Annotated in this window: 22 protein-coding genes; 7 read left to right on the plus strand and 15 right to left on the minus strand. The window is 45.6% G+C overall.

Annotated elements, in window-relative coordinates:
• The first annotated feature begins 64 nt into the window (after positions 1-64).
• The 4 genes from AB4Z08_RS20325 to AB4Z08_RS20340 all read left to right on the plus strand — a co-directional run bounded on the left by AB4Z08_RS20325 (position 65) and on the right by AB4Z08_RS20340 (position 2,715).
• Positions 65-652 carry a hypothetical protein gene (locus AB4Z08_RS20325; RefSeq protein ID WP_441575611.1) on the plus strand — a complete coding sequence of 196 codons (588 nt, stop codon included), beginning with the start codon at positions 65-67 and terminating at the stop codon, positions 650-652.
• A gap of 174 nt (positions 653-826) precedes the next feature.
• A complete protein-coding gene (locus AB4Z08_RS20330) occupies positions 827-1,348 on the plus strand; it encodes a hypothetical protein (RefSeq protein WP_441575612.1) in 522 nt (173 codons plus the stop codon).
• A 151-nt stretch (positions 1,349-1,499) separates the two neighbouring features.
• Positions 1,500-1,835: a hypothetical protein gene (locus tag AB4Z08_RS20335; protein ID WP_441575613.1), complete on the plus strand. Its 336-nt coding sequence runs from the start codon at positions 1,500-1,502 to the stop codon at positions 1,833-1,835.
• Positions 1,836-1,878: 43 nt separating this feature from the next.
• Complete coding sequence (locus AB4Z08_RS20340; protein WP_441575614.1) at positions 1,879-2,715, plus strand: SH3 domain-containing protein; 837 nt, start codon at positions 1,879-1,881, stop codon at positions 2,713-2,715.
• 50 nt (positions 2,716-2,765) lie between these two features.
• On the opposite strand, the gene AB4Z08_RS20345 is transcribed toward AB4Z08_RS20340, so the two are convergent.
• The 4 genes from AB4Z08_RS20345 to AB4Z08_RS20360 form a co-directional block, all read right to left on the minus strand.
• Positions 2,766-4,205 (minus strand): RagB/SusD family nutrient uptake outer membrane protein, encoded by a 1,440-nt coding sequence (locus AB4Z08_RS20345; protein ID WP_441575615.1) that lies wholly within the window; start codon positions 4,203-4,205, stop codon positions 2,766-2,768.
• A 38-nt stretch (positions 4,206-4,243) separates the two neighbouring features.
• A complete protein-coding gene (locus AB4Z08_RS20350; protein WP_441575616.1) occupies positions 4,244-7,699 on the minus strand; it encodes a SusC/RagA family TonB-linked outer membrane protein in 3,456 nt (1,151 codons plus the stop codon).
• A 91-nt stretch (positions 7,700-7,790) separates the two neighbouring features.
• Positions 7,791-8,762, minus strand: coding sequence for a FecR family protein (locus tag AB4Z08_RS20355; protein ID WP_441575617.1), 972 nt, complete (start codon positions 8,760-8,762; stop codon positions 7,791-7,793).
• Between the two features lie 69 nt (positions 8,763-8,831).
• On the minus strand, positions 8,832-9,389 hold the full coding sequence (locus AB4Z08_RS20360) for an RNA polymerase sigma factor (RefSeq protein WP_441575618.1): 558 nt from the start codon (positions 9,387-9,389) through the stop codon (positions 8,832-8,834).
• Between the two features lie 406 nt (positions 9,390-9,795).
• Between AB4Z08_RS20360 and AB4Z08_RS20365 the strand changes: the two genes are divergently transcribed.
• Positions 9,796-12,576, plus strand: a complete 2,781-nt coding sequence (locus AB4Z08_RS20365; protein WP_441575619.1) for a galactose-binding domain-containing protein — start codon at positions 9,796-9,798, stop codon at positions 12,574-12,576.
• A gap of 40 nt (positions 12,577-12,616) precedes the next feature.
• Here AB4Z08_RS20365 and AB4Z08_RS20370 read toward each other — a convergent pair whose 3' ends face one another.
• The 9 genes from AB4Z08_RS20370 to AB4Z08_RS20410 all read right to left on the minus strand — a co-directional run bounded on the left by AB4Z08_RS20370 (position 12,617) and on the right by AB4Z08_RS20410 (position 19,371).
• Positions 12,617-13,099, minus strand: coding sequence for an RDD family protein (locus AB4Z08_RS20370; RefSeq protein ID WP_441575620.1), 483 nt, complete (start codon positions 13,097-13,099; stop codon positions 12,617-12,619).
• A 365-nt stretch (positions 13,100-13,464) separates the two neighbouring features.
• On the minus strand, positions 13,465-14,208 hold the full coding sequence (locus AB4Z08_RS20375) for a hypothetical protein (protein WP_441575621.1): 744 nt from the start codon (positions 14,206-14,208) through the stop codon (positions 13,465-13,467).
• Positions 14,209-14,611: 403 nt separating this feature from the next.
• Entirely contained in the window at positions 14,612-15,193 is a 582-nt protein-coding gene (locus AB4Z08_RS20380) for a YdeI/OmpD-associated family protein (RefSeq protein ID WP_441575622.1), read from the minus strand.
• Positions 15,194-15,199: 6 nt separating this feature from the next.
• Positions 15,200-15,586 (minus strand): DoxX family protein, encoded by a 387-nt coding sequence (locus tag AB4Z08_RS20385; protein ID WP_441575623.1) that lies wholly within the window; start codon positions 15,584-15,586, stop codon positions 15,200-15,202.
• Positions 15,587-15,592: 6 nt separating this feature from the next.
• Positions 15,593-16,057 carry an SRPBCC domain-containing protein gene (locus tag AB4Z08_RS20390; RefSeq protein ID WP_441575624.1) on the minus strand — a complete coding sequence of 155 codons (465 nt, stop codon included), beginning with the start codon at positions 16,055-16,057 and terminating at the stop codon, positions 15,593-15,595.
• A 2-nt stretch (positions 16,058-16,059) separates the two neighbouring features.
• A complete protein-coding gene (locus AB4Z08_RS20395; protein ID WP_441575625.1) occupies positions 16,060-16,389 on the minus strand; it encodes an ArsR/SmtB family transcription factor in 330 nt (109 codons plus the stop codon).
• A 101-nt stretch (positions 16,390-16,490) separates the two neighbouring features.
• The gene (locus AB4Z08_RS20400; RefSeq protein ID WP_441575626.1) at positions 16,491-17,681 is read right to left on the minus strand and encodes an alpha/beta hydrolase family protein; all 1,191 of its coding nucleotides are present in this window, start codon (positions 17,679-17,681) and stop codon (positions 16,491-16,493) included.
• 88 nt (positions 17,682-17,769) lie between these two features.
• A complete protein-coding gene (locus AB4Z08_RS20405; RefSeq protein ID WP_441575627.1) occupies positions 17,770-18,303 on the minus strand; it encodes a GNAT family N-acetyltransferase in 534 nt (177 codons plus the stop codon).
• Between the two features lie 90 nt (positions 18,304-18,393).
• Positions 18,394-19,371, minus strand: coding sequence for a helix-turn-helix transcriptional regulator (locus AB4Z08_RS20410; protein ID WP_441575628.1), 978 nt, complete (start codon positions 19,369-19,371; stop codon positions 18,394-18,396).
• 95 nt (positions 19,372-19,466) lie between these two features.
• On the opposite strand from AB4Z08_RS20410, the gene AB4Z08_RS20415 reads away from it, so the two are divergent.
• Positions 19,467-20,102 (plus strand): hypothetical protein, encoded by a 636-nt coding sequence (locus tag AB4Z08_RS20415; protein ID WP_441575629.1) that lies wholly within the window; start codon positions 19,467-19,469, stop codon positions 20,100-20,102.
• Here AB4Z08_RS20415 and AB4Z08_RS20420 read toward each other — a convergent pair.
• Positions 20,070-20,339, minus strand: a complete 270-nt coding sequence (locus AB4Z08_RS20420; protein ID WP_441575630.1) for a hypothetical protein — start codon at positions 20,337-20,339, stop codon at positions 20,070-20,072. The two genes, AB4Z08_RS20415 and AB4Z08_RS20420, sit on opposite strands and share 33 nt — an antisense overlap.
• Positions 20,336-20,869, minus strand: a complete 534-nt coding sequence (locus tag AB4Z08_RS20425; protein ID WP_441575631.1) for a hypothetical protein — start codon at positions 20,867-20,869, stop codon at positions 20,336-20,338. The genes AB4Z08_RS20420 and AB4Z08_RS20425 overlap by 4 nt, the downstream gene beginning before the upstream one ends.
• Before the next feature lie 112 nt (positions 20,870-20,981).
• Between AB4Z08_RS20425 and AB4Z08_RS20430 the strand changes: the two genes are divergently transcribed.
• Complete coding sequence (locus AB4Z08_RS20430) at positions 20,982-21,524, plus strand: hypothetical protein (protein WP_441575632.1); 543 nt, start codon at positions 20,982-20,984, stop codon at positions 21,522-21,524.
• The last annotated feature ends 15 nt before the right edge of the window (positions 21,525-21,539 follow it).

Genomic DNA, 21,539 nt, shown 5'->3' on the forward strand with positions numbered 1-21,539 from the left:
TACACCCAATGCCAACTTATATTTTGTACACGTCATGTTTTTTAAATATTCCTAAATAAATCAAATGAAAAAAGTAATGTTGCTGGCTATCGCATGTATAGCGGGTTTCAGTTGTTATGCCCAAAGTTTTATGCACGGAGCAGGTGTTGTTGTATTTGTTGACAAAGCTGAAGGTTCAGATGCCGGCGTGATTGGCGGCCTGACTTATTCTCCCCGTTTTAATTTTGTAGAGAAAGATGAAATGTCGGTGTCTGTAGGTATTCCTTTGAGTGTAGGTCTTTCCGGTAGCTACTCCGCTCACTACGGTGACTACGAAAGAGAATCCAATACCCTGAACTTTATGTTTAATGCGCCATTGATCGTGAATCTGAACCTGGGTTGCGGAGCTACCAAACACTCACACCGTAGATTCGGATTTTTTGCAGGTGGTGGCTTTGCTTATCATTATGGTTCCAGAAGTGAAGGCATCGTTTTTTATGATGATTATAAGTCAAAAAAGCAATCCAGTACCACCGGACCTACGGGTAATGCGGGCGTTCGTTTTGGGGTAGGTCGTGGTCATCACAATATTGAAGTGAAGCTGGCTTACATGAAAGGTTTGAATGATGATAAGCCGAATATATTCAGCGCTGGTACGTTGTTTAACTTCTAGGAGTAGACAAATTAATATCACTGAGTGGAGATACGGAATGGTATTTTTGCTCAGTGATTTTTTTTGTAGTAAGTTGTTTTTTAATGCCGGTAATTAAATGATAATTGGAATAATAAGAGGAGAAAATATACGGGCTAAGGAAACTCGAAGAAATGGAATGACTTAACAGTACTTATGGTAACTATTGAGAATTATTTAAGAAAAGTGTATTTAAAGGATATAAGTCGCCGGAGGCTTGCAAGGGAAGATGATTTTTTCCCTCTTGATAATAATGAACTAGTTGGTGAAAATGTAAAATGGTTTAAAGGGCGGCATTTGATGTATATTCCAGGTGCAGTGATCATAACAATTAATGGAGTAACTGTTTTAGATTTTAAAGATTGGGATTATCCATATTGGATATATGAGCAACTTTGTGGGTGTCTTGACCAGATTGCCAAAGGAGAAGGTTTTGAATTATCTTATTTGGAATTGGGCACGTTAAAAGTCATTCCTTTAAATAAGAAATTCTGCCTTTTTAGTTATACATTAAGGGAAATTGTATCACGCATTGATTGTGAAATGAGGGAATTAAATATAGCCCTGATCAGCGCCGCTTTGCAGGCATTTTATGTGGCAGATAAATATGGATCAACGGATTATTCGAATGATATTAAGCGATTGGAAGACTGTTTGATGATTTTGGAAAACCAGTAGTATATTCTGGATAATGAAATAAGAAAGGTATGTAATGTAATTTGAATGCGATCCTTGTAGAGGAGACTGGAACAGCCGCTTTTAGTGAGTTTCATTTTAAGTGCGACCTTTGTAGAATAATTTCAAATGACCAAACTGAATAATCAATCATATGGGTGCCTTTAATACACTCGACGCAAAAATGCTTCCCTGCCCGAATTGCCATCATGTGCAGGATTGGAAACTGCAATTTAAGTACAGCGATTGCTGGCAGTTTTCTTACAGGATGTACGATACATTACGTTGGGGTGGAAATGATGTTGGTGATAAAAATGCATCAATTGTATTGGTGGAAGGTGTTCCCGAAAATCAATGCAGTCAATGTCTGGAGCATGATTTTTATGCAAGGATATTTGTAGACGACAATAAACTGGTTGCTGCGAGCCTGGTATTGAAACCACTTTTGTTTTTTGATAATGAGGATGGTGACTATCTGATTATAAAATAGGTAGCTATCATTAACTGTTTATCTCATTTTATTATTTTGATGTATGTTTATCAAAAAGAGCCTCCCTTACATAACAACTATCTGCCTGCTGCAGATAGCTTGCAATAGCCACAAAGCACCCAACAGCGCCGACGCTGCTGTGATAATAGCGCAAGCGGCGGAAGCTGCTCCCTCACCTGCAACAGACAATATCACCCAACTGATTCACGAAGCAGATAGTGTGGTCAACAGTATTAAAATGAAACAGCTTGAACAGCGGTCCGCTTATATGGTGAGGGTTCCGCCAAATGATACCCTGTTCACCCATCTCTATTTTAAAGACAACGTACCTGTTAAATTAAGCTATACGACTTTCGATGAGACTGGTAAAGCTTCCGGCATCGCTTATTTTTATTTTAATGATTTCTTTTCGTTTATTCATGAACGTAGATTCCGTGACGAGGTAGTATACGCTGTGGTAACACGCGATGGTCGTTACTTTAGCTTTAGTAAAGCGGATAAAGATAACAGGCTGAAACTGGATGAAACCCCTGAAGCGGCGGTTGACTACAACCTGGGTGGATTCTTAAAATACATCAATGACTTGATACAGTTATATCCCGATTTTAAGTTTGATATTCCTGTAGTAAAACTGAAAGGGGATTTTGCTTTAAGGGCGCTGGCGCCTGTGCCCTTATATGAAAAAGCAGATACCAATTCAAGGATCATGGGCACGCTGAAGCCCGGTACAAGGATAGGATATTTGGCGGCTTCCAGGGAGCGGATTTCTTTCAGAGGAAAGAGATGGATATGGTACCAGGTGAAAAGCGGGGATAAAATTGGCTGGGTAGTGGGGCATCCGGATTGGGTTGAGGAGATTTCCGGAGAAGATTTTGATTGAGTGTTCCAGGAAAGATACCCTTCCACAAGGGAAGGGTATCTGAAAATGATTTAATACCCTGTATTCTGTCCCAGTGCCGGATTCTTTGCTACTTCCGTAGCCGGAATCGGCAGCAACACATAATAGGGCTTGTAGGAAGCCGATAATTCCGGTTCTTCCGTAGCGGATGCCGTTACTGCCGCCTGCGGATATTTACCCCACCTGATCAGGTCTAAGCGGCGGTGTCCTTCTCCCACTAATTCCCAGGCACGTTCCTGATAAATTTCATTCCTGAACTGTTCCTGCGAAAGACCGGTGGCATCGTCTAAACCGGCACGTTTTCTTACTTCATTCAGGGCTGCTTCGGCCACGGCGGTATGCCCGTTTTCATTGGCAGCTTCTGCTAGCATGAGTAAAACATCGGCATATCTCAGTAAGTAGATATCCAGACCGCTGTTACGCTCTCCGGCGTCCAGGCGCCACCACTTTGGTCCAAACCATACATCTACTTTGTTGGTAATATCCGGGCGGAAGGAAGCACCATTATAGCCAGTGGCGATGAGTGATGCTTTCCTTTTGTCTTTGGGATTAAAGCTGTTGGCGAAGGAATGGTATGGCACATAGGAGCGATACCACGGCTTGCTCACAAAAGGTGCTGCGCCCACGGTGTTGTTGGGGGAGTAGAAGGCATGCTGGTAGCTGTTGAGCAGGTCTGTCTGGAAATCTATTTCAAAGATCGACTCCCTGTTGAATTCATTATCGGCGCTAAATACGGATGCGTAGTCGGGAAGTAATATGTAGGTGCCGGAAGTTTTTATCTTCATGGCAGTTTCTTCCGCTTTCTGATAATCTTTGGTCCACAGGTATACTTTGGTGAGCAGGGCAAGCGCTGCGCCGCTGCTGGCACGACCGTTATCGGAAGACGTGTAGGTGGCCGGTAGTCCTGCTGCCGCTTCTGTCAGATCGGCGATCATCTGTTTGCGGATGTCTGCCACAGGCGATCTGGGAAAGGTTTTAGACTGATCTATGCCGGCGTAGTTACTTTCTGTATAAAGTACTGCATCTCCGAATAAGCCGGTGAGGTAATAGTAGAAGAGTGACCGCAGAAATTTCGCTTCACCCAACACCCTGGTTTTGGTGGCAGCGGAAATGGCGGGCGACTTCGATACCTTATCAATGACCAGGTTGGCGGCGTAGATGCCTTTATAGAAAGCACTGTACATCACTGGTGCATTGCCCGGAGATCCGGCGGTAATATTTAGCGGGCCGGGATGTGGTACCCTGATCACATCACAATTCTCATCCAGGGTTTGCCATAGCTCCTGTTGAAACAGGCGGTTAGGGTAGGTGCCCACCAGCCAGAAATAGACGCCGTTTACGCCTTGTATGGCGTCGGGATCAGATTTAAAGAACTGATCAGGAGACAGGAAACTCTTAGGCTCTTCCGTCAACGATTTTTTGCAGGACGTGAAAGTGGCAAATGCTATCGCTATTAAAAATATTTTCTTCATTGTTTATTATTTTAAATATCATCAATCAATGCCTGCTCTTACAGGGTCAGGTTCACACCAATAGCATACGTTCTGTTTTGCGGATAGTTGGTATTATCAAATCCACGCAGGGTAGAACTGGTGCCATAAGAATTGGTTTCCGGATCGTAGTAAGGATAGTTGGTGATATTGAATAAGTTGGTAGCAGTAATATATACGTTCAGGTTATTGATCCACTGACTGTGCATGGCTTTACCGGATAGGTTATAGCCCAGGTTCACAGATTTCAACCGCAGGAAGGAACCTTTGTATACCCACATCGTAGAGGGAATATAGTTCCGCGAGTTCACACGTGGAATATTGGAATTAGGATTGGAGGGCGACCAGCGGTCTTTGATCATCGCATACTGATTGGTCAGTGGCTCACCTGTTTTGTAAAAATCATCTGCCAGGTTCATCACATCATTGCCGAAAGAACCCTGGAAATAAATATTCAGTGACAGGTTTTTGTAACGGAAAGTATTACCGATACCACCAAAAAATTTGGGGTTGCCATTACCTATTTCGCTAAAATCTTCCTGACCAAATTTGCCGTCACCGTTCCGGTCTACATATAATGGATCTCCTAACTTCGGATTGGCACTTGGATCTACAACACCTTTGGGCACTGCATCTGATTTGCGCACACCGTAATAAGTAGCGCCCCAGAACGTACCTACCGGGTGCCCTACCTGTAATTTGCTCACCGTGCTGTAGCCGCCAAAGTCAATGCCCGCAAGGTCAAAGCTTTCTACGCCACCCAGGTCTACCACCTTGCTGCGGTTACCGGAAATATTGAGGGAGGATTCCCAGCTGAAATTTTTATGGGCGATATTTTGTGTGTTGATGAGTAATTCAAGGCCTTTATTCTCCACTACGCCGATGTTGGTGGTTTTGCTGGTAAAGCCTGTTTGCGTAGGTAGTTGCTGACTTAACAAAAGGTCTTTGGTGCGTTTATTATAGTAATCCAGTTCTACGTTGATGCGGCCTTTAAGAAATCCTGCTTCCAGGCCCAGGTCAAACTGACGGGTGGTTTCCCATTTCAGATCCGGATTAGGCAGTTGGGATTGCACATAGCCGAGGATCTGTTTTTTACCGATAATATATCCGTTTACCGAGCTGAGTGCCGGCAGGGAAGAATAGGTTGGAATGGCCTGGTTACCGTTATAGCCGTAGCTGGCCCGCAGTTTCAGGTTATCAAATACATTCAGATGTTTGATAAAAGGTTCTTCTTCCAGGCGCCAGGCGATGGCTGCTGCAGGGAAAAAAGCATATTTGTGATTCGCTGCGAAGCGGGAAGCACCATCGGAGCGACCGGTCAGGGTAAACAGGTATTTTTCTTTATAACTATAATTAATTCTGCCCAGGAAAGAAACAATCGTAAACTGGTCATACTGTGAGCCTATGCGAAATGTGGTCTGGTCGGTGGCGCCCAGGTTATTATATCGAAAGATGTCGGTAGCATACTTATCACCGGTGGCACTCAATGTATCCGTGTTGGACCTTTGATACGTGGTACCAGCAAGGATATTGATATGGTGATCTTTTCCCAGCTGCTTATCATAGGTGAGCGTGTTTTCACTCAGCCACATCAGTGTGTTGCGGGAGGCGCCACTGGCAAAACCGCCTTTGCCGTCAATAGCCCGTGTAGGTAAACTGCCCGGAGTATAGGCATCTTTTTTTACAAAGTTCATTTCAGATCCGAATATAGATTTGAAAGAGAGACCTGGAATGATGTCCCACTGTACAAATACATTACCGATGATGTTATTGCTGATGCTGTTGTCTACCGGTAAAGTACCCTGTGCTACCGGGTTATCATATGTTTGTGGATCATTGGGTTTTTTGCTGGCAAAGGAGCCATCGGCATTGTACACCAAAGAAGCGGGGTTGTAGGAGAGGGCCGACTGACCATAGTTTTGTCCGCCGAGTTGTACGGTGTTATTCTTGATTTCTGAGCGGCCAATATTAAGAATGGTTCCTACTTTCACATTCTTTTTTACGTATTTATCCAGGTTCACCCTTAACTGGTAACGTTTAAAACCGGAGTTGATGATGATACCATCCTGGTTAAGGTAGTTGGCCGATAAAAAGTAATGATAATTGTCTTTACCTCCGCTGGCACTCATCGTGATATTCTGCATAGCGGCTACGCGGGATACTTCCCGCTGCCAGTCGGTACCACGGCCCAGGGAGTCCGGATTGCCGTACAACACCGGACCACCATAATCGAGCGAACTTTCATTGGCCAGCTTAGCATAATCAGCGGCGCCCATCATATCAATATATTTAGGTACCTGCTGCCAGCCATTGTAGATATTCACATTGATTTTATCTTCTCCGGTCTTGCCGGTTTTGGTGGTAATGATGATGACACCATTAGCGCCCCTGGCGCCATAGATGGCAGTAGCGGAAGCGTCTTTCAGGATCTGAATAGATTCAATGTCCTCCGGATTAATCAGGTTCAGATCTCCTGCGCCAATCAATCCATCTATTACATATAGTGGTTCATTGTCTGCATTCACAGAGTTACCACCTCTGATACGTATAGACGTGCCCGTACCGGGCGCACCACTGATGGACGTAATTTGTACACCGGCGGCTTTACCTTGCAGCATCTGGTCTACACGTGTCACCGGCACATTTTTAAATACATCACTTTTAACGGTAGTCACCGCGCCGGTAAGATCTTTTTTGCGGGTGGTGCCATAGCCTACTATCACCACATCTTCGAGGTTGGATACGGCTGCTTCCAGTGTTATCTTCAGGGGGCTGCCCGGTGTAGGCTGTATACTGTATGACTGATAGCCAATCATACTGCAATCCAGTGTTTCGCCTTCATTTACCCGTAACGAAAAGCGGCCCTGTGCATCGGTGGTAGTACCGCGACTGGTTTTTTTAACCCCTACAGTCGCTCCCGGCATCGGATGCCCGTCTTTATCCACTACGGTACCTTTTACGATGAAAGTATCTGTTACAGCAGCATTTACGGTGGGCGCCGGCACGATATCGGTGTTGTTAAGCGTCGCTTTTGGGAGCGACTTTACTTTGAGGATAATAAATTTATCATCTACCAGTTCAAAGCTAATCTGATCTGCCGGTAGCAGGCTGCTGAGTACCTGTTTCAGGGTAGACTCCCGGAAGGTGGCCGTTACTGGTTTACTTTTTCCCAGTACCTGATCATTGTACACAAAACGTACACCGGCTTTTTTACCCAATTGTTGCAGCACGGCCGACAAGGGTTGTTCCTTAAAGGTGGCGCTGACTTTTTTCTCCAATGCACTCTGGGCAGCCAGTGGCGAAGCCCAGCAAAGGGTAGCCGTAATGGTGACCAATAGTAGTTGCAGCAGGCTAACGCGCATAATAGTTTTGATTGATGATGCTAATCCGGAAGAAGGATAATCCGGCTTTTCACTGTCCTGAAATACCTTGCCCGGAAAGGAACAGACATGACATTCCCTTTTACATTTTTTCATGTAACTTTGGTTGAGTTTAAATAATAAATAGCTGTTTGTTGTTTGGACTTATTATACAGGGATGTTCGCGCATCCCTGTTTTTATTTGTGTTTATTTACATCCGCTTCCAGTAATCATGATGGTGCCGTTGTTAATTTGATACTCCGCATTGATGGCCATGGTAAGGAGTTTTAGAGAATTAGATAATGATTGATCCGTGATGTCTGCTGTAATACGGCAGGCTTCAAATGATTGGTAGTTGCCGGTAAATTTCACGTCAAATTTATGTTCGACCCGTTTGATGATATCCGGGAATGCTGTACGGTTAAAGTTCATGTCGTATTCCGTACCATTCACTGATTGCGCTCTCTCTGTGTTGCTGGCTTTGTTCACGGTTGACTGGCGGTTATTACTAATGAACTCATAATCCGGGGTAATAAGCAATGGAGCTGTATTGTCTTTATTGTTTTTCTTTACTACCTGTACCTTGCCCGTTAATACCAGCAAGGAGAAAGAGTTGTGGGGTGTTTGTTCCTTTATATTGAAGCTGGTGCCCAATACCTGTGTAGTGTACTGGCCACTTTCCACGATAAAAGGATGTGCCGCATCTTTCTTTATCTCGAACAGTCCTTCCCCTTTTAGTTCTACCTGCCGGTCTTTTTTTCCAAAGCTGGCGTGGTAGGAGAGGGAGCTGTTACCTTTCAGCCACACAATACTGCTGTCGGGCAGAATCATTTTCTTAATACCGCCATCTGCCGAAACGATCACCATATTGCTTTGCTGCCATTTATGGATGCCCGCCCATCCTGCAGCGATGAGTAGTAATACGGCGGCCGCCTGCATCAGTCGTTTACGCAGGTGACCTTTGACCGGCTGTAAGCGGGGCGATAGCTTATGTTGCAACGCAGCAAACAATCGTTCTTCCATTTCACTTTCATCCGCATCTGCCGAATCCCAGGTAATTTCGGCGGGTGTTTGCTGCGCATACCATTCCAACAAAATGTTTCTTTCTGCTGCGGTGATCGTCCCTTTTATCCATTTGTCGGCCAGTTGCCTGATGTTGTCCGGTATTTGTGGCTGCATATCAATGCCCTTTGTTATATAGTGGGTGAAAAAATGTGCTTACCCTTAGTGGTGCGGAAAAAATATTTTTCAGAGAGAAAAAAACAGGCAGCGGAAGTGACTGACGGCCCCTCTTAATATGCGCAATGCCTTGCTCATGTGTGATTCTACTGTTTTGTGAGATATCTGCAGGGTGTGTGCAATTTGTTTTTCGGTCAGGCCCTGTTCCCTGCTTAACCGGAATACCAGCTGACATTTTTCAGGAAGCGTGCCAATCACACTTTCTATAGCTGCTTTCAGCGCTTCGCCCTCCAGCCATTGTTCGGTAGAATGATCAGAAACAATACAATCAGCAGCATCTTCCGTTACCGGCAGTCTTTTATTGGCAGCTATCCGCTCAAATATTTTATAACGGGTAACGGCAGAGATATAAGTATGGAAGCTGTATTTGATTTGCAGAGATTGGCGGCGGTGCCAGATATTCACAAACACATCCTGTACCAACTCTTCCGCATCTGCATGGGATTGCAGCTGCGTATAAGCTTTGGCAAGCAGTTTTTTCCAGTATCTTTTGTAGAGTTGGCGAAATGCCACTTCATTGTTCTGCATCAACAGTTGTAGCAGCTCTTCATCCGTGTATTGCTCCATTGCCACCGGAATTACAGTTGATAAGGTGATACGTACGTGCAACCAAATAAACTCCTTTTTTTTCAATTAGCAAATTACCCCCGGCTAAAAGTACCGGTCAAACGGAAGGTAGGAGAAAATACCAGAGAAATGAGATAAAATACTACTAGCTGTCCCCCGGAAAAAAATATTTCCTCCGGGTAAGGGTAAGCAGGAAATTATACCCACTATATAAAGGGAGGCTTTATGGCTTCCGACTATGAAAACGAATGAACCACGATAGCTGATGATCCCGAAACAGTGCAGTGAAAGAAGATTCAACCAAAAAGAAACCCAAAGCGTGTAACCGTTAAGGTTACCTCACAAGATATACTGCCGGCCGTTCGGGCGCAGTACTGTTTTCTCTGATCACTAAATACATATTTGTATGCAACTGAATTTTAAAAACAGCCGTGTACCCCTGTGGGGCACCATCGGGTTGCTGTTGCTGGCGGGCAGCTCCCGATCACAAACCATGACGCGGCAGGACAAAATCTTTATTCAAAAAGGTATTCAGTACCAAAGCTGGATCCGGGTAGATGGCGCCCCCGAGGATCATCCCGTTCCGGCACTGACAACGATTAATATCGGCAGAACCGGCCGCTATCTGAAGATTCAGCTACCTGCCACCGATCCACTGAGCCTTGCTGAAGTACAGGTATTCAGTGGCGGTGTGAATGTAGCCTTCAGCAAAACTACCCAGCAATCATCTGATATCAACCCAGGCAGCGGATTGAGCAGTAAAGCGGTGGATGGTAATACCAATGGTAACTATGCTGCCGGCTCCGTTACACACACGCTTGCAGGCAGTGTTGCCATAGAACCCTGGTGGCAGGTAGACCTGGGCAGTACGGTTGCTATTGACTCTGTCCTCATCTGGAACCGGACCGACTGCTGCGATCAGCGGCTGAAAGGGTTTTATTTGTTTGTATCCAATGCAGCATTTTCCAACAACTCCCTGGTCAGCACCTTTGCACAAAGTGGTGTTAGCTGGTATATGCAGCCGGGAGCAGATCATTTTCCCAGTGGCAATGAATTGGCGAACAGCCATTTTGCGCCTACCTATTACGAACTACCCATGTACAATTACACCATCCATCAGCAAAATCCAACCGCGCAGTGGGGATTGGTGAAGGGACCTTATGGTACACAGGTAAGCCGCGGCCCTACTACCTTTGAACAGTCGAATGGATTTTTGAATACCCTGCAGGCGGCAGACAGTAACCTGTTGTCCAGCATTTGTTTTGGAGATGAAGAAGGCTATAGTACAACGGTACAAAACTATATGCGTGACTGGTTTACCGTGTCCAGGAATAAATACCCCAATGTACTGGTACATAATAATCAATATATTGGTCAATGGTCTGAATCCAATCTCCGGACCTACCTGCAAACAGCCAAACCTGATTTGCTGACCTACGACTATTACTATTTTTATGTAAACAGAAATCCTGCGGCAGGAGGTTCCCAGGCTGCGATCCTGCAGGACATGTACACCTACCGGAAACTGGCGCTGGAAGGTTATGATGGCAGCGGTGCTTCGCCTGTTGCTTTCGGCGCTTATCTGCAGGGATATAAAGGCAGCAGAAACGGCGGTTCCTATAATTACTACCCGTCTGAGTCAGAGTTTAATATTGGCGTGTATTCATTCCTGATTATGGGGGCCAAATGGTTGAACAGCTTCCGGTATATTGGAGGTAACAATACTTTCTTCTGGACAGACCAGAATGGTACGCCTACTGCCCAATACTGGCAAAATGCAAGACTGGGTGATGAAGTGGGGCACCTGTCTCCGCATTTATCGCGTTTGCGTACCCGCGATATACGCTTCATCGCCGGGCAACATCTATCCGGCAGCACCGCGGTGAATAATGCTGCTCCTGCCAGCATTGCTGCCTGGGATTCTACAGCAGGACCCTATATTACCAGCATTGCGGCCACTAACCTGGTAAGCGCTACCAACAACGGACTAAGAGGGGATGTAGCCATCGGATACTTTAAGCCGGTGCCGGGCATCGACAATACCAGTGGTATTACCATGGCGCCTGTGACCAGTACCAGTGCTGCGTATTTTATGATCCTGAATGGCCTGACGGTTTCCAACGGCTGTTGCAATGCTCCCGGCACCACAGGGATCTTAACGGATACTATCCAGGGTAAAGCAAATCTGGCTAAGCAGAAAATTACACTGAGTATTAATTTCGGTACTTATCCAGTAGATACTTTATACCGGGTAAGAAGGAAAGATGGTGTGGTGGAAAAGGTGAACCTGACACTGATCAGTGGCAAAAAATATCAGCTCAATGATACACTGGATGGCGGTTTGGCCGACCTGTTCTATTGGAAAAATGCAGGTACAGTAGTGGTCCCTGCCAGCAACCTGGCGCTGAATAAACCGGCTACGCAATCGAGCGATCATAGCAGTACCAGCGGTCTTGCGCCACTGGCAGTAGATGGTAATACCAACGGTGATTACTTTGGGAACTCTGTTACCCATACTGCAGAGTCCTTAACCAATCAGCCCTGGTGGCAGGTGGACCTGGGCGCTTCCGCCAACATCCAGACCATCAGTATCTATAATCGAACGGACTGTTGTGGTAGTCGTCTTGCCAATTATCATATTTTTATTTCCGATGTTCCTTTTACCTCCTCCACAGTGAGCGGTACACAGGCACAGGCCGGCGTGCAGGATTACTTTCAAACAGCTACTGCCGGCAGCCCATCGGTGATTGCTATCAACAATACGGGCCGGTATGTGCGGGTACAACTGCAAAGCACCAACGTAGTTTTAAGCCTGGCGGAAGTGCAGGTAATGGGTAATTTTAATATAGCGCCATTGCAGCAGTCTGCGGTAGCGGTTGTACATCCGGAGGAATTGACCACATGGAAAGGCAATGAAGATTTGTCGTGCAGCGTATATCCGAATCCGTTATCCGGAGAAGAAATTACGGTTTCGCTGGTAGCGCCGATAACGGAGATGACTACACTGAAAATATATGACCTGAAAGGACAGCTGGTGCTGACAAGGCCCGGTATCTCTTTACGCAAAGGCAATAATAGTATCCGTGTGAAGGTAGGAGGTCTTACACCGGGTATTTACCTTTTACGCATGGGGGTACAACAAAAGGAAATGGTGAAGAAGTTGGTGGTAATGAGCCGACAGGATTAAGTAACTAAAAAAAAGCAGGACGGTCTGTCCTGCTTTTTTATTATGCGCCTATTGGTAATATAGAGTTCTTAATTTCAATTACGCAGGTGTCTGTCCACCGGTCATGCCAGGGGTTGCAGGTTCCCGTTCCCAGTCCGCTCATCGGATTAAAAGGAACGGCACGGATAATTCCCCTGTAGAAAGCTTTGAGCGGAGTAATGGCGGTGCCGTCCATATTTACTGCCCGGGTACCCGTGATCAGTTTACCGAGTGTTCTGCCGCGGAAGATGGCTTCTACTATGCCCATATAGATCCCGAAAAATACCAATGCCAAGACCCTCTCCAGGAGCTCATTATCCAGTGAGGATAGCATGGCGTCTGATGTGTCAGGAGATACCATGGCAAGAAAGAAAAAGAAAAGGAATATGACGGCATAAAAACTTAATAAATCGATGACGTAGTTGCCCAGGCGTTTTCCAGAACTGGCGTTACTCAGATGTATTTCATTCTCAAAAATCGATGTTTCTGTAGTTTGTTGTTCCATGGGTACAAGTATAGGTGTGCGCAAAGGTATAAAAAATAGCGAATTGGTATCAAGTTGCAAACCTGGGAGGTGACTATAAATTATTACCTGGAAAAGTATATTTTCATTACGTTGATACCGTCTATGCTATACTTAGCACCCGCTATGCACATACAGCAGCACTGCAGGAGAGGTGGACTTGATGCGGGGGTGAGTTCCGGATGTATAACCGGGATGAAATGGCATCAGCAGACGGAAAGAGGTGAGAACCGGCCATAGCAGGGCTGCTTCAGTACGAGGCTGTAGTTGCGGAAAAAGATATATTATTTAAAGGAAGCAGGTATAAAGGGTTTATTTATCAAAATATCTCCGGAGGCAAGATGATTTTATTCCAGTTGAATAACGGATGGATATGCGTGTGTATAGGTAAGTTTTGGAAGCAATTTCGTCCGCTTTGGGTACGTACGTTTATGAGCATATTTGAGTACCTGTGGGGCTGCCACCGCAATAATATCGGCAGCCATGTATTGTCTGCTGTTGGATGGGCCATCTTTGTACATGGCTCTTACCTGGAAAACTACTACCAGTGAGCCCTGCCCGGGTACATCGAGTGAAACATTTGTTTCCTGGAAAGTGGTATCGGGGGCTATCATCAGCGTAACCGTTTCGCTACCCGCCACCTTACGCGATATAAAATCAATGCGTGTTGCGATCACTTTTACTTCCAGGGCAGCCATACCTTTATACCCGTCGATGGTTTGTGCAGGAATATTTAATACCCCGTTACTCAGAAGCCGGGGAGCCACCGCAAAGAAACGATCTACTCCGGTATGCTGATTGAAGCGGAAACCTGTAATAGCGGCATGATGATCACCGGCAGCAATGAGTACCCTGTTGAGCCGATTGATGTGGGCGCCGTCACAGTGAATATCCAGGTGGGGGTAGAACGCCTTACGGATGAAAGCGCCTTTCCTGCTGGCGATGCCAAAACGCCTGGATGCGCGGCGGGTAGCAGCCGTTTGCTGCACGCTTTCCGGCATGGAGCGCAGGAAGTAGTTGCCATTGCGCTTATACCCAATGAGAGGACCGAGTTTTCCCGTAAAGGGAAGGATAGACATTTGTTTTGCCATGGGAGATTATTTTGATTACTATAAATATAAGATAATCCGGGGAACGTGTTTTCGGGGTAGATGGAAGATTAGCTAAAGGGAGTGTATGGCGTATTAGATAATATTCAAAGCTAGTGCAGTGGGGATTTGAGAATAACAAATGCGAGTGTATGGGCATTTAGAGCATATCGAAAAAAGGATATTCCCCGGGTTTTCAACCTGATTCCAAATTGTACCTATGGTAGTATACTTGTCATGTTGGGTATGGGTGATATCAGCGGGCAAATAAGAACCGTATTGGGGAACGAACGTGTATGGGATACCCTGCCTATAAACGGTTTTTCCCGGTATCCCTGAGACAGGGTACCGGTAACCGTGTTGCAGCTGTAGTTATTTTAAAGTCTGATTGATGTACTCCTGGAATTTACAGATCATCCAATCCCTTTCCATCGAGGATTTGCGGGATATATTTTTCTACTCTTGACTCCCTGGTTTTGGGTAGTTTGGCGGAAGTAAAGTAAAGATTGTAGGCTCTCTGCCGTCCTGGTGTCAGCGCTTCAAACGCGGCTTTCAGGGCAGGCATTTTATTTAATTTCTTTTGAAATTCTTCCGCTACTTTAAAATCTTCGGTCTTTTTGAGCTTCACTTTCAAACCGGCTTTTTCCACTTCAATGGCTTCAAAAATATAGGCCTTCAGGATAGATTTCAGCTGCGTTACTTCCTTCATGCTGGTGAACCGGACCTGGCGTCCTGCCTGTACATTTTCGGATTGCCGGATGAGGATACCATTGGGATCACTTAACAGCGCACCTTTGAAAAATAACACCGCACAGTAGTCTTTAAACACATGTATTAATGCGACGTTACCATCCTGGTACGTATAACAGGGACTGCCCCATTTCAATTCTTCGGTCAGCATACAATCAAGAAGGATGATTCTCAATTTCCTGATTTCTTCCTGCCATTTGTTGTCGTTCTCAAAATAAAAATCACATTTCGGATTCATGCTGTTTTATTTATTGATGTTAACCAAAACGAGTCTTCTATCTGCGGGCCTGAAATACCAGGATATCACGGTTAGTGCCAGTAATAGCAAACAAGGTCCTATTTCTTTCGTGGTGCCTGCTGCGATATGGGAAAATGCAGCACCGGACATGGCAAAGAAAAAGCCTGCATATGCCCATTCCTTTAGTAAGGCAAATTTAGGCATTAGTATCGCTACAACTCCCAGGATTTTCCAGGTACCCAGTATTGGCAGCAGGTAGTCGGGATAGCCCAGGTGAGCTGTGAAATCTCCTTCGCCTTTTACTTTCATCAGCTGCACTATTCCGGTGGATACCATGCCCAGTGACAGCCAGAGCGTGGCTATCCAATAGATGATTTTATTTCTCTTTGACATGATGTGTTATTTTAGTTTGTTAACAATTTCCTGTAAACGGTTATGTGCCATGTTCATGCCTTTAGACATACCAATCTGCAGATACTGATCTCTTTGTGCTACAGATCTGTATACGATATGCATGCTTAGTTTGCTGGTATCGTCTGTGAGTGCTTCAAATTCCAGGAATTCAAGCTGAACGCCAAACCCCGTATTCTCCATTTCAAAGGTCCGGGTGATTTTCTGGTCCGGAACAAACTCGTGGATGGTGCCACTGAATCCGTGTTTGTTGCCCTTAGGATCGGTTGTTTCAAATTGATAGCCGCCCTGCTTTTGGTTATCGAGTTTCAATACTTTGGTACTCATCCACTGCTCCACAATTTCGGGATCTATGTAGGCCCGGAACAGTAACTCCAATGGGAGGTCAAACTCCCTGGTTATTGTTAATTCCTGTTTGCCGTCTTCGGCATGTACTTTTGTTTTAGGCTCCATAGTTATTCCGGTTTTTTGGTTTTATATTTTTTCATGATGGATTCTAATTTATTAAAACGTTCATCCCACATTTGGCGGAATGGTTCAATAAAATCTGCTATGGCTTTCATTTTTTTGGCATTGATATAATAGTGGATTTCCCTGCCTGTTTGCTTTTGCTCCAGCAATTCACACTCCGTGAGTATCTGCAGGTGTTTTGAAACGGTGGGTCTTGCTGTGTCAAAATTGGCAGCAATGGCCCCTGCTGTCATGCCTTGTGTGGCTACCAACAGTAGTATAGCCCTCCTTGTAGGGTCCGCTATGGCTTGAAATACATCTCTACGTAAATTCATTATGTAGCTATTTGACTACAAATATAAGTGTAGTTATTTAACTACACAAATTTTTTTGAGAAAGTTTGCCCGGTTATTAAATGTTGTAACACGTTATGGTGCTATGGAATAAAATTGATGTCCCCCGAACTCCGCATGCCCCGTTGATCCGTGACCGATAGGAACCAGATCAGCGTTCCTGCAGGCGGCAGGGGCGCCTTGATGTACCGGCCCTGCATCTCCGCTTTCGCTGTTTGCCATACTTTATCTTTTAAGAGTATAGTCGTATCCGTGGTATAGTGAATGAATGCCCCGGTAAGAGGTGTAGCCGATTGCACACGGGCGCTGATTCCTGTTTTAGCAACAACGCTTTTTTTGATTAGTGCTAATGGAGGGGTATGATTCAGATAGCTGTTGATGAAGCAGAAAATTTCTTCATTATCCCAGCCTGCATGGTGACTATGTTTCAGACCAACTTTAACACAGAGATGCCTGTTTTTTACCTGTTCATATGTTTTTTTATAACTGTCCAGGTAGAAATGCCCATCATTGGTCCCATTCACAAATAGCACGGGCATGACGGCTTTGCTGATATACTGTGAGGGATCATATTGTTGTATCCAGGTTTGCCGGTCTGCCGCGCTGAGCAGATCCAGTTCCCTGCGCATGGAACTGTTTTCAAACAGGTATCCGCAGCCATATACCGGCACCACCACCTGGTAACGGTTATCCACGCCTGCCAGCAGGGAAGAAATGATACCACCCCAGCTGATACCGGTGAGGGCTATACGATTACTATCTAGCTCCGGCTTGCTGCGTAGCAGGTTATGCGCCAGGATCACATCTGCAACGGCCTGGTACATCCATTGCCCGGAAAGGGCAGGGGTGATGGTGAAATAAGGTGTTTTATTGTCGGGCTCCACGAAGCCATGTTGCAGGTGTACTTTACCCGGACCATTACCCCGCAGGTCCATGGCGATGGCGGCATAGCCTTTCTTCGCCCACATAATGGCCCATTCTTTAAATGCTGCGCCGCCACCGCCATGCACCAGCACTACCCCCGGCAGATCATGATCCAGGCTTTTATTGCCGGTAACGGTGCCGGGAGTGGCGTAGTAGGCAAATACCTGCCGGGTGCTGTCATGATAAGGAAGCCCCTTGTAAAGAATGCCCATCGCGGAATCACTGCTGATCACTTCATAAGCAGGTGTTTCGTAAATAGCAGGTACATCCCAGAGGGTATGACGGAGCTGACTTTTACCCGGCAGGGAGATAACAGACAGGAGGAAAAACAGGATAGCTTGTTTGTGCATAGGAGCGTGGATGATGTCTCCAATATAGCGCAAACAGGGATGAAAACGAATCCCGCTGAATTTAGTACCGGTATTGGTGAAAATGTTGTTACAGCATCTTTCTCATCCACAGGGCTAGCTGTGGATCGCTGCCCCGCATCATCACAGAGCTGTCTGCTATTTCAAAATGATGTTGCCGGTAAAAGGCGATGGCCCGGGCATTCTTTTCCCATACGTTTAGCCACAGCTGATCATAGCCATGATCGGTGGCGTAGCGGATGCAGTAGTCCATCAGCATCGCGCCAATCTTTTTCCCCTGTTGTTGTGTAAGGAGGTACAGTCTTTCCAGTTCAATGTAATTTTCCACCTCCTGCCGCTCCGGCCTGCCCTGTGTATTCATTTTGGCATAACCCGCCCATTCGCCTCCATAGGAGGCAATCAGGAAGATGGTATGTGGCTGCTGCCATTCCAGGAGGAATTGATCGGGGTGAAATGCTTTGCGGATATAGGCCGTCAGATCGTCTTCCGGCATTTGCCCGGTAAATGCTTCCCAAAAGGCCTGTCCGGCCATTTGGGATAATGCAGGCATGTCTTCATAGCATGCTTCCCGCAGCACAATTTTTCCATCAGTCGTTGTATTCATCTCTCGAAAAGTGATTAGAATAACAAAGCTGAGCTATCCTGCTGGATGATACCCCGAAAATCGGGATTAAAACTTGTAAAATCGGGAGCATTATAATTGTTTCGGGCTCACCCCATACTTTTTTTTGAATGCTTTGCTGAAGTAAGCAGGGGAGGCGTACCCGGTTTCGTAGGCTACTTCGCTGACATTTTTAGTACTACTCCGTAGCAATTCCCTGGCCCGTTCCAGCCGGTAATGAATGAGGAAGTCTATCACGGAAGTATTAAACAGCGCTTTAAAGCCGGTCTTCAGCTTAAATTCGTTGAGGCTGGCCAGCCTGGCTAAGCCAGAAAACTGAACCGGATCTGCGTAATGCCGGGTGAGATAGTCTTTGATGAAGTAAAGTTTCTCTTTGTCTGCCGCACTCTTTACCATTGTATTTTTTTCGGGAGATATCCCCGCGCTGGCATCTGCAAATAATAAAAATAATTCCACTGCTTTTGAGCGCAGGTAGATCTTTTTCATGCTGGAATGAAAGCGGCAATGGAGGATGTCGTCAATACATTTTTCCATGGCATCATTCATGGACAGCCACTGGTTGGAAAACAGTGCAGGTTGACTGTTAGCCGCCTTACCGGCAAATTGATCCATGGTAATGCGCCCTTCTGCTATCAGGTCCTGGAAACAGTTTTGGGTAATTTGCAGGGAGAAGATTTCCGAGTGATCGTCTATATGCGACATGCTGCTATCCAGTTCTGCGGCATACAACATATTGTATTGTCCCCGTTCTATGGAAAAGCTTTTTGATAGCTGGCGATAGTTGATCCGGGTACGGCCTTTCCGGTTGAAATAGATTTTTACGGCGTCAATATCATTTTTGATACCATAGGTGGTGGCCTGTTGCTGCCCCAGCACTGCATACGCGAGCCGGAAGCCTTCAAAGCACCAGTTTTGAAAGGTCATGTCGGCATGCTCCATACCTATGTTGTCAATGCTTTCCACCAGGTCGGTTGAATTGAGGTCTGTACCGGAAATAGCGTTCCGGTAAAAGGCGGTTGGTTGTTGCGGATTATTGAAGAGCAGCGGCATATGGTGCAATTAAGGAATAAATTTACAATAATTTCCGGGGCCTGTTTTTCAGTAGCTTTACGATGGTATCCATCTCCCGGAAAAATCATTGATGTATGTTACAAAACAGAGTAGATCCATTCGGGAATATTATCCGCAGCAGCGCCCGTGGTACGTGGATGGGCAACCGCGGTATCCTGCATGATGAGCAACAGCATATTCAGCGGTCCTTTAAATTGAAGGCCTGGATCACCTGTGTGCTGCAGTTCAAAAACCGGAAAAGAACGGTGATGGCGCCACACCGCTATACGGAGCTGTTTTTCCGCGATGAAGCCACCGCCTTTGCCGCTGGTCACCGGCCCTGTTTTGAATGCCGCAGGGCCGATTATAATCGTTTTAAAACCTATTGGCTGAAAGGTAATGCGGAATATGGTTTTGAAGCGGGTATATCTATTCAGCAAATAGATAAAATATTGCACGGGGAAAGAATAGACCGGCAAGGAGTAAAAGTGACGTATAGGGCTTCTATCCATGATTTACCGGATGGCTGCTTTATCGTATACCACGACCAGCCGTACGTGGTGTTTAAACAGGCGTTGTTTTTATGGTCTCCCGAAGGGTATATAAAAAAAGAAATGTTCCCGGAAGAGGAAATGGTGCAGGTACTCACGCCTGAATCCATTGTCAAAGCATTCCTTGCGGGTTATGTGCCGGAGGTGTTATTGCCTGAGGAATTTATACAAGCGGAGTAAATAGAAAACAGCTGCGAATACAAGTGCCATGTCTATTACCATGAACAGCCATTTGAAGGTAATATGGTCAGCCATCTGCTGAGTAGCAGCACTCCTGCCAACGCTATGCCGGTAAAAGGTAAAGGGAAATCCCATGGTGGTAGCGCCATCATAAGCCAGGCCGCCATGGTAGGAAATACCGGTGACGATGCAGCATACAATGACGGAAAGTGTCAGCCAGGTAGTGGTGGATTTCATTCGCTGTATTTTTTAAAAGATCGGATAATCTTGTCAACAATGGCTGTTTTTTCCACCGTGTTGTTCCCTTTGGTGGTAAATGCCAGTGAATACGTTTTTCCATCCAGGTGAAAAACGGTAAATATGCCTGAATAGTTGTAATCATCTTTTGAGCCTTCATAAGTAGCTCTTAGTGCCTGCAGATTGCCTATTCTGAGCGCTTCCGGGCCTGTTAATAATTTAAAGGCTACACTTCGCTCTGCTGAAACCTCCTGGATACTTTCTATCGTTTTTTCCAACACCATTTTTAAATCCGCGTTGACATGTAGCTGGCAAATGACCAGGTAGTTGCCGGTGCCCTTTGGGTTTTGGTCATCAATTTTGATCGTCCGCTGCCCTATTGCCGTATCGGTTTCATCTTTGATGACTTTCCAGTACGGTGGCAGTTTCATCGTCAGGCTATCAGACGTATAGGGATGATCTCCCCGTGGGGTTTCTGTACAGGCGATGAATAAAAAGAACAGGCAGAAAATCAGTTTGCAGGGTGTCATTTTAATGGAATTAAACAAAATACAGGTACAACAATATACAGCCGCTGACTGTTACCTTTGATACAAATGCTTATTGTAATACAGCGATCCGGTTAAACAGAAAACAGCTACTATGAAAAAGATACTGATTTTTTTACTCTTCCTGCCTTTTTTTACCGCTGCCCAGAGTGGAAAATTACTGAATGGTTATATCTACGGTATGGTTAATGACGGGTCTGTAGGTGGTGGTATTATCGGTAATGTGTCGTTGTTGCACAACACGATTGCAGTAGGACCAGGGGTAGAAGTAACCTCCTATAATGATCATGTGATGATTCCGGTATTTGCAGACCTTAAAATCAAGCATCAGTTCCTCCATATTGAGCCCTATATTACCGGTCAGTTTGGCCGCAACGCTTATAATGTAAGTCGCACCGAAAATATTAACACCGCTGCCGGCGGACAGCAAGCCATTACGTTCAATGAATCCGGAAAATACTTTTATGGTGTGGGCGCCGGCCTTGCATGGCACTTTCCCAAAATTGGCATTTTTGCTTCTTACATCTACCGCGGCTATAAATACCGTTATCCCGACCGGATTGAATCAGATGGGCAGGTTAATTTCGGTGATAAATCAGTGAACGCAAGTGTGATTGCTGCTGGTATTGTATTTTGAGGAATTACCTTTTTA

This window comes from Chitinophaga sp. RAB17, from assembly GCF_052114225.1.
GTDB lineage: Bacteria > Bacteroidota > Bacteroidia > Chitinophagales > Chitinophagaceae > Chitinophaga.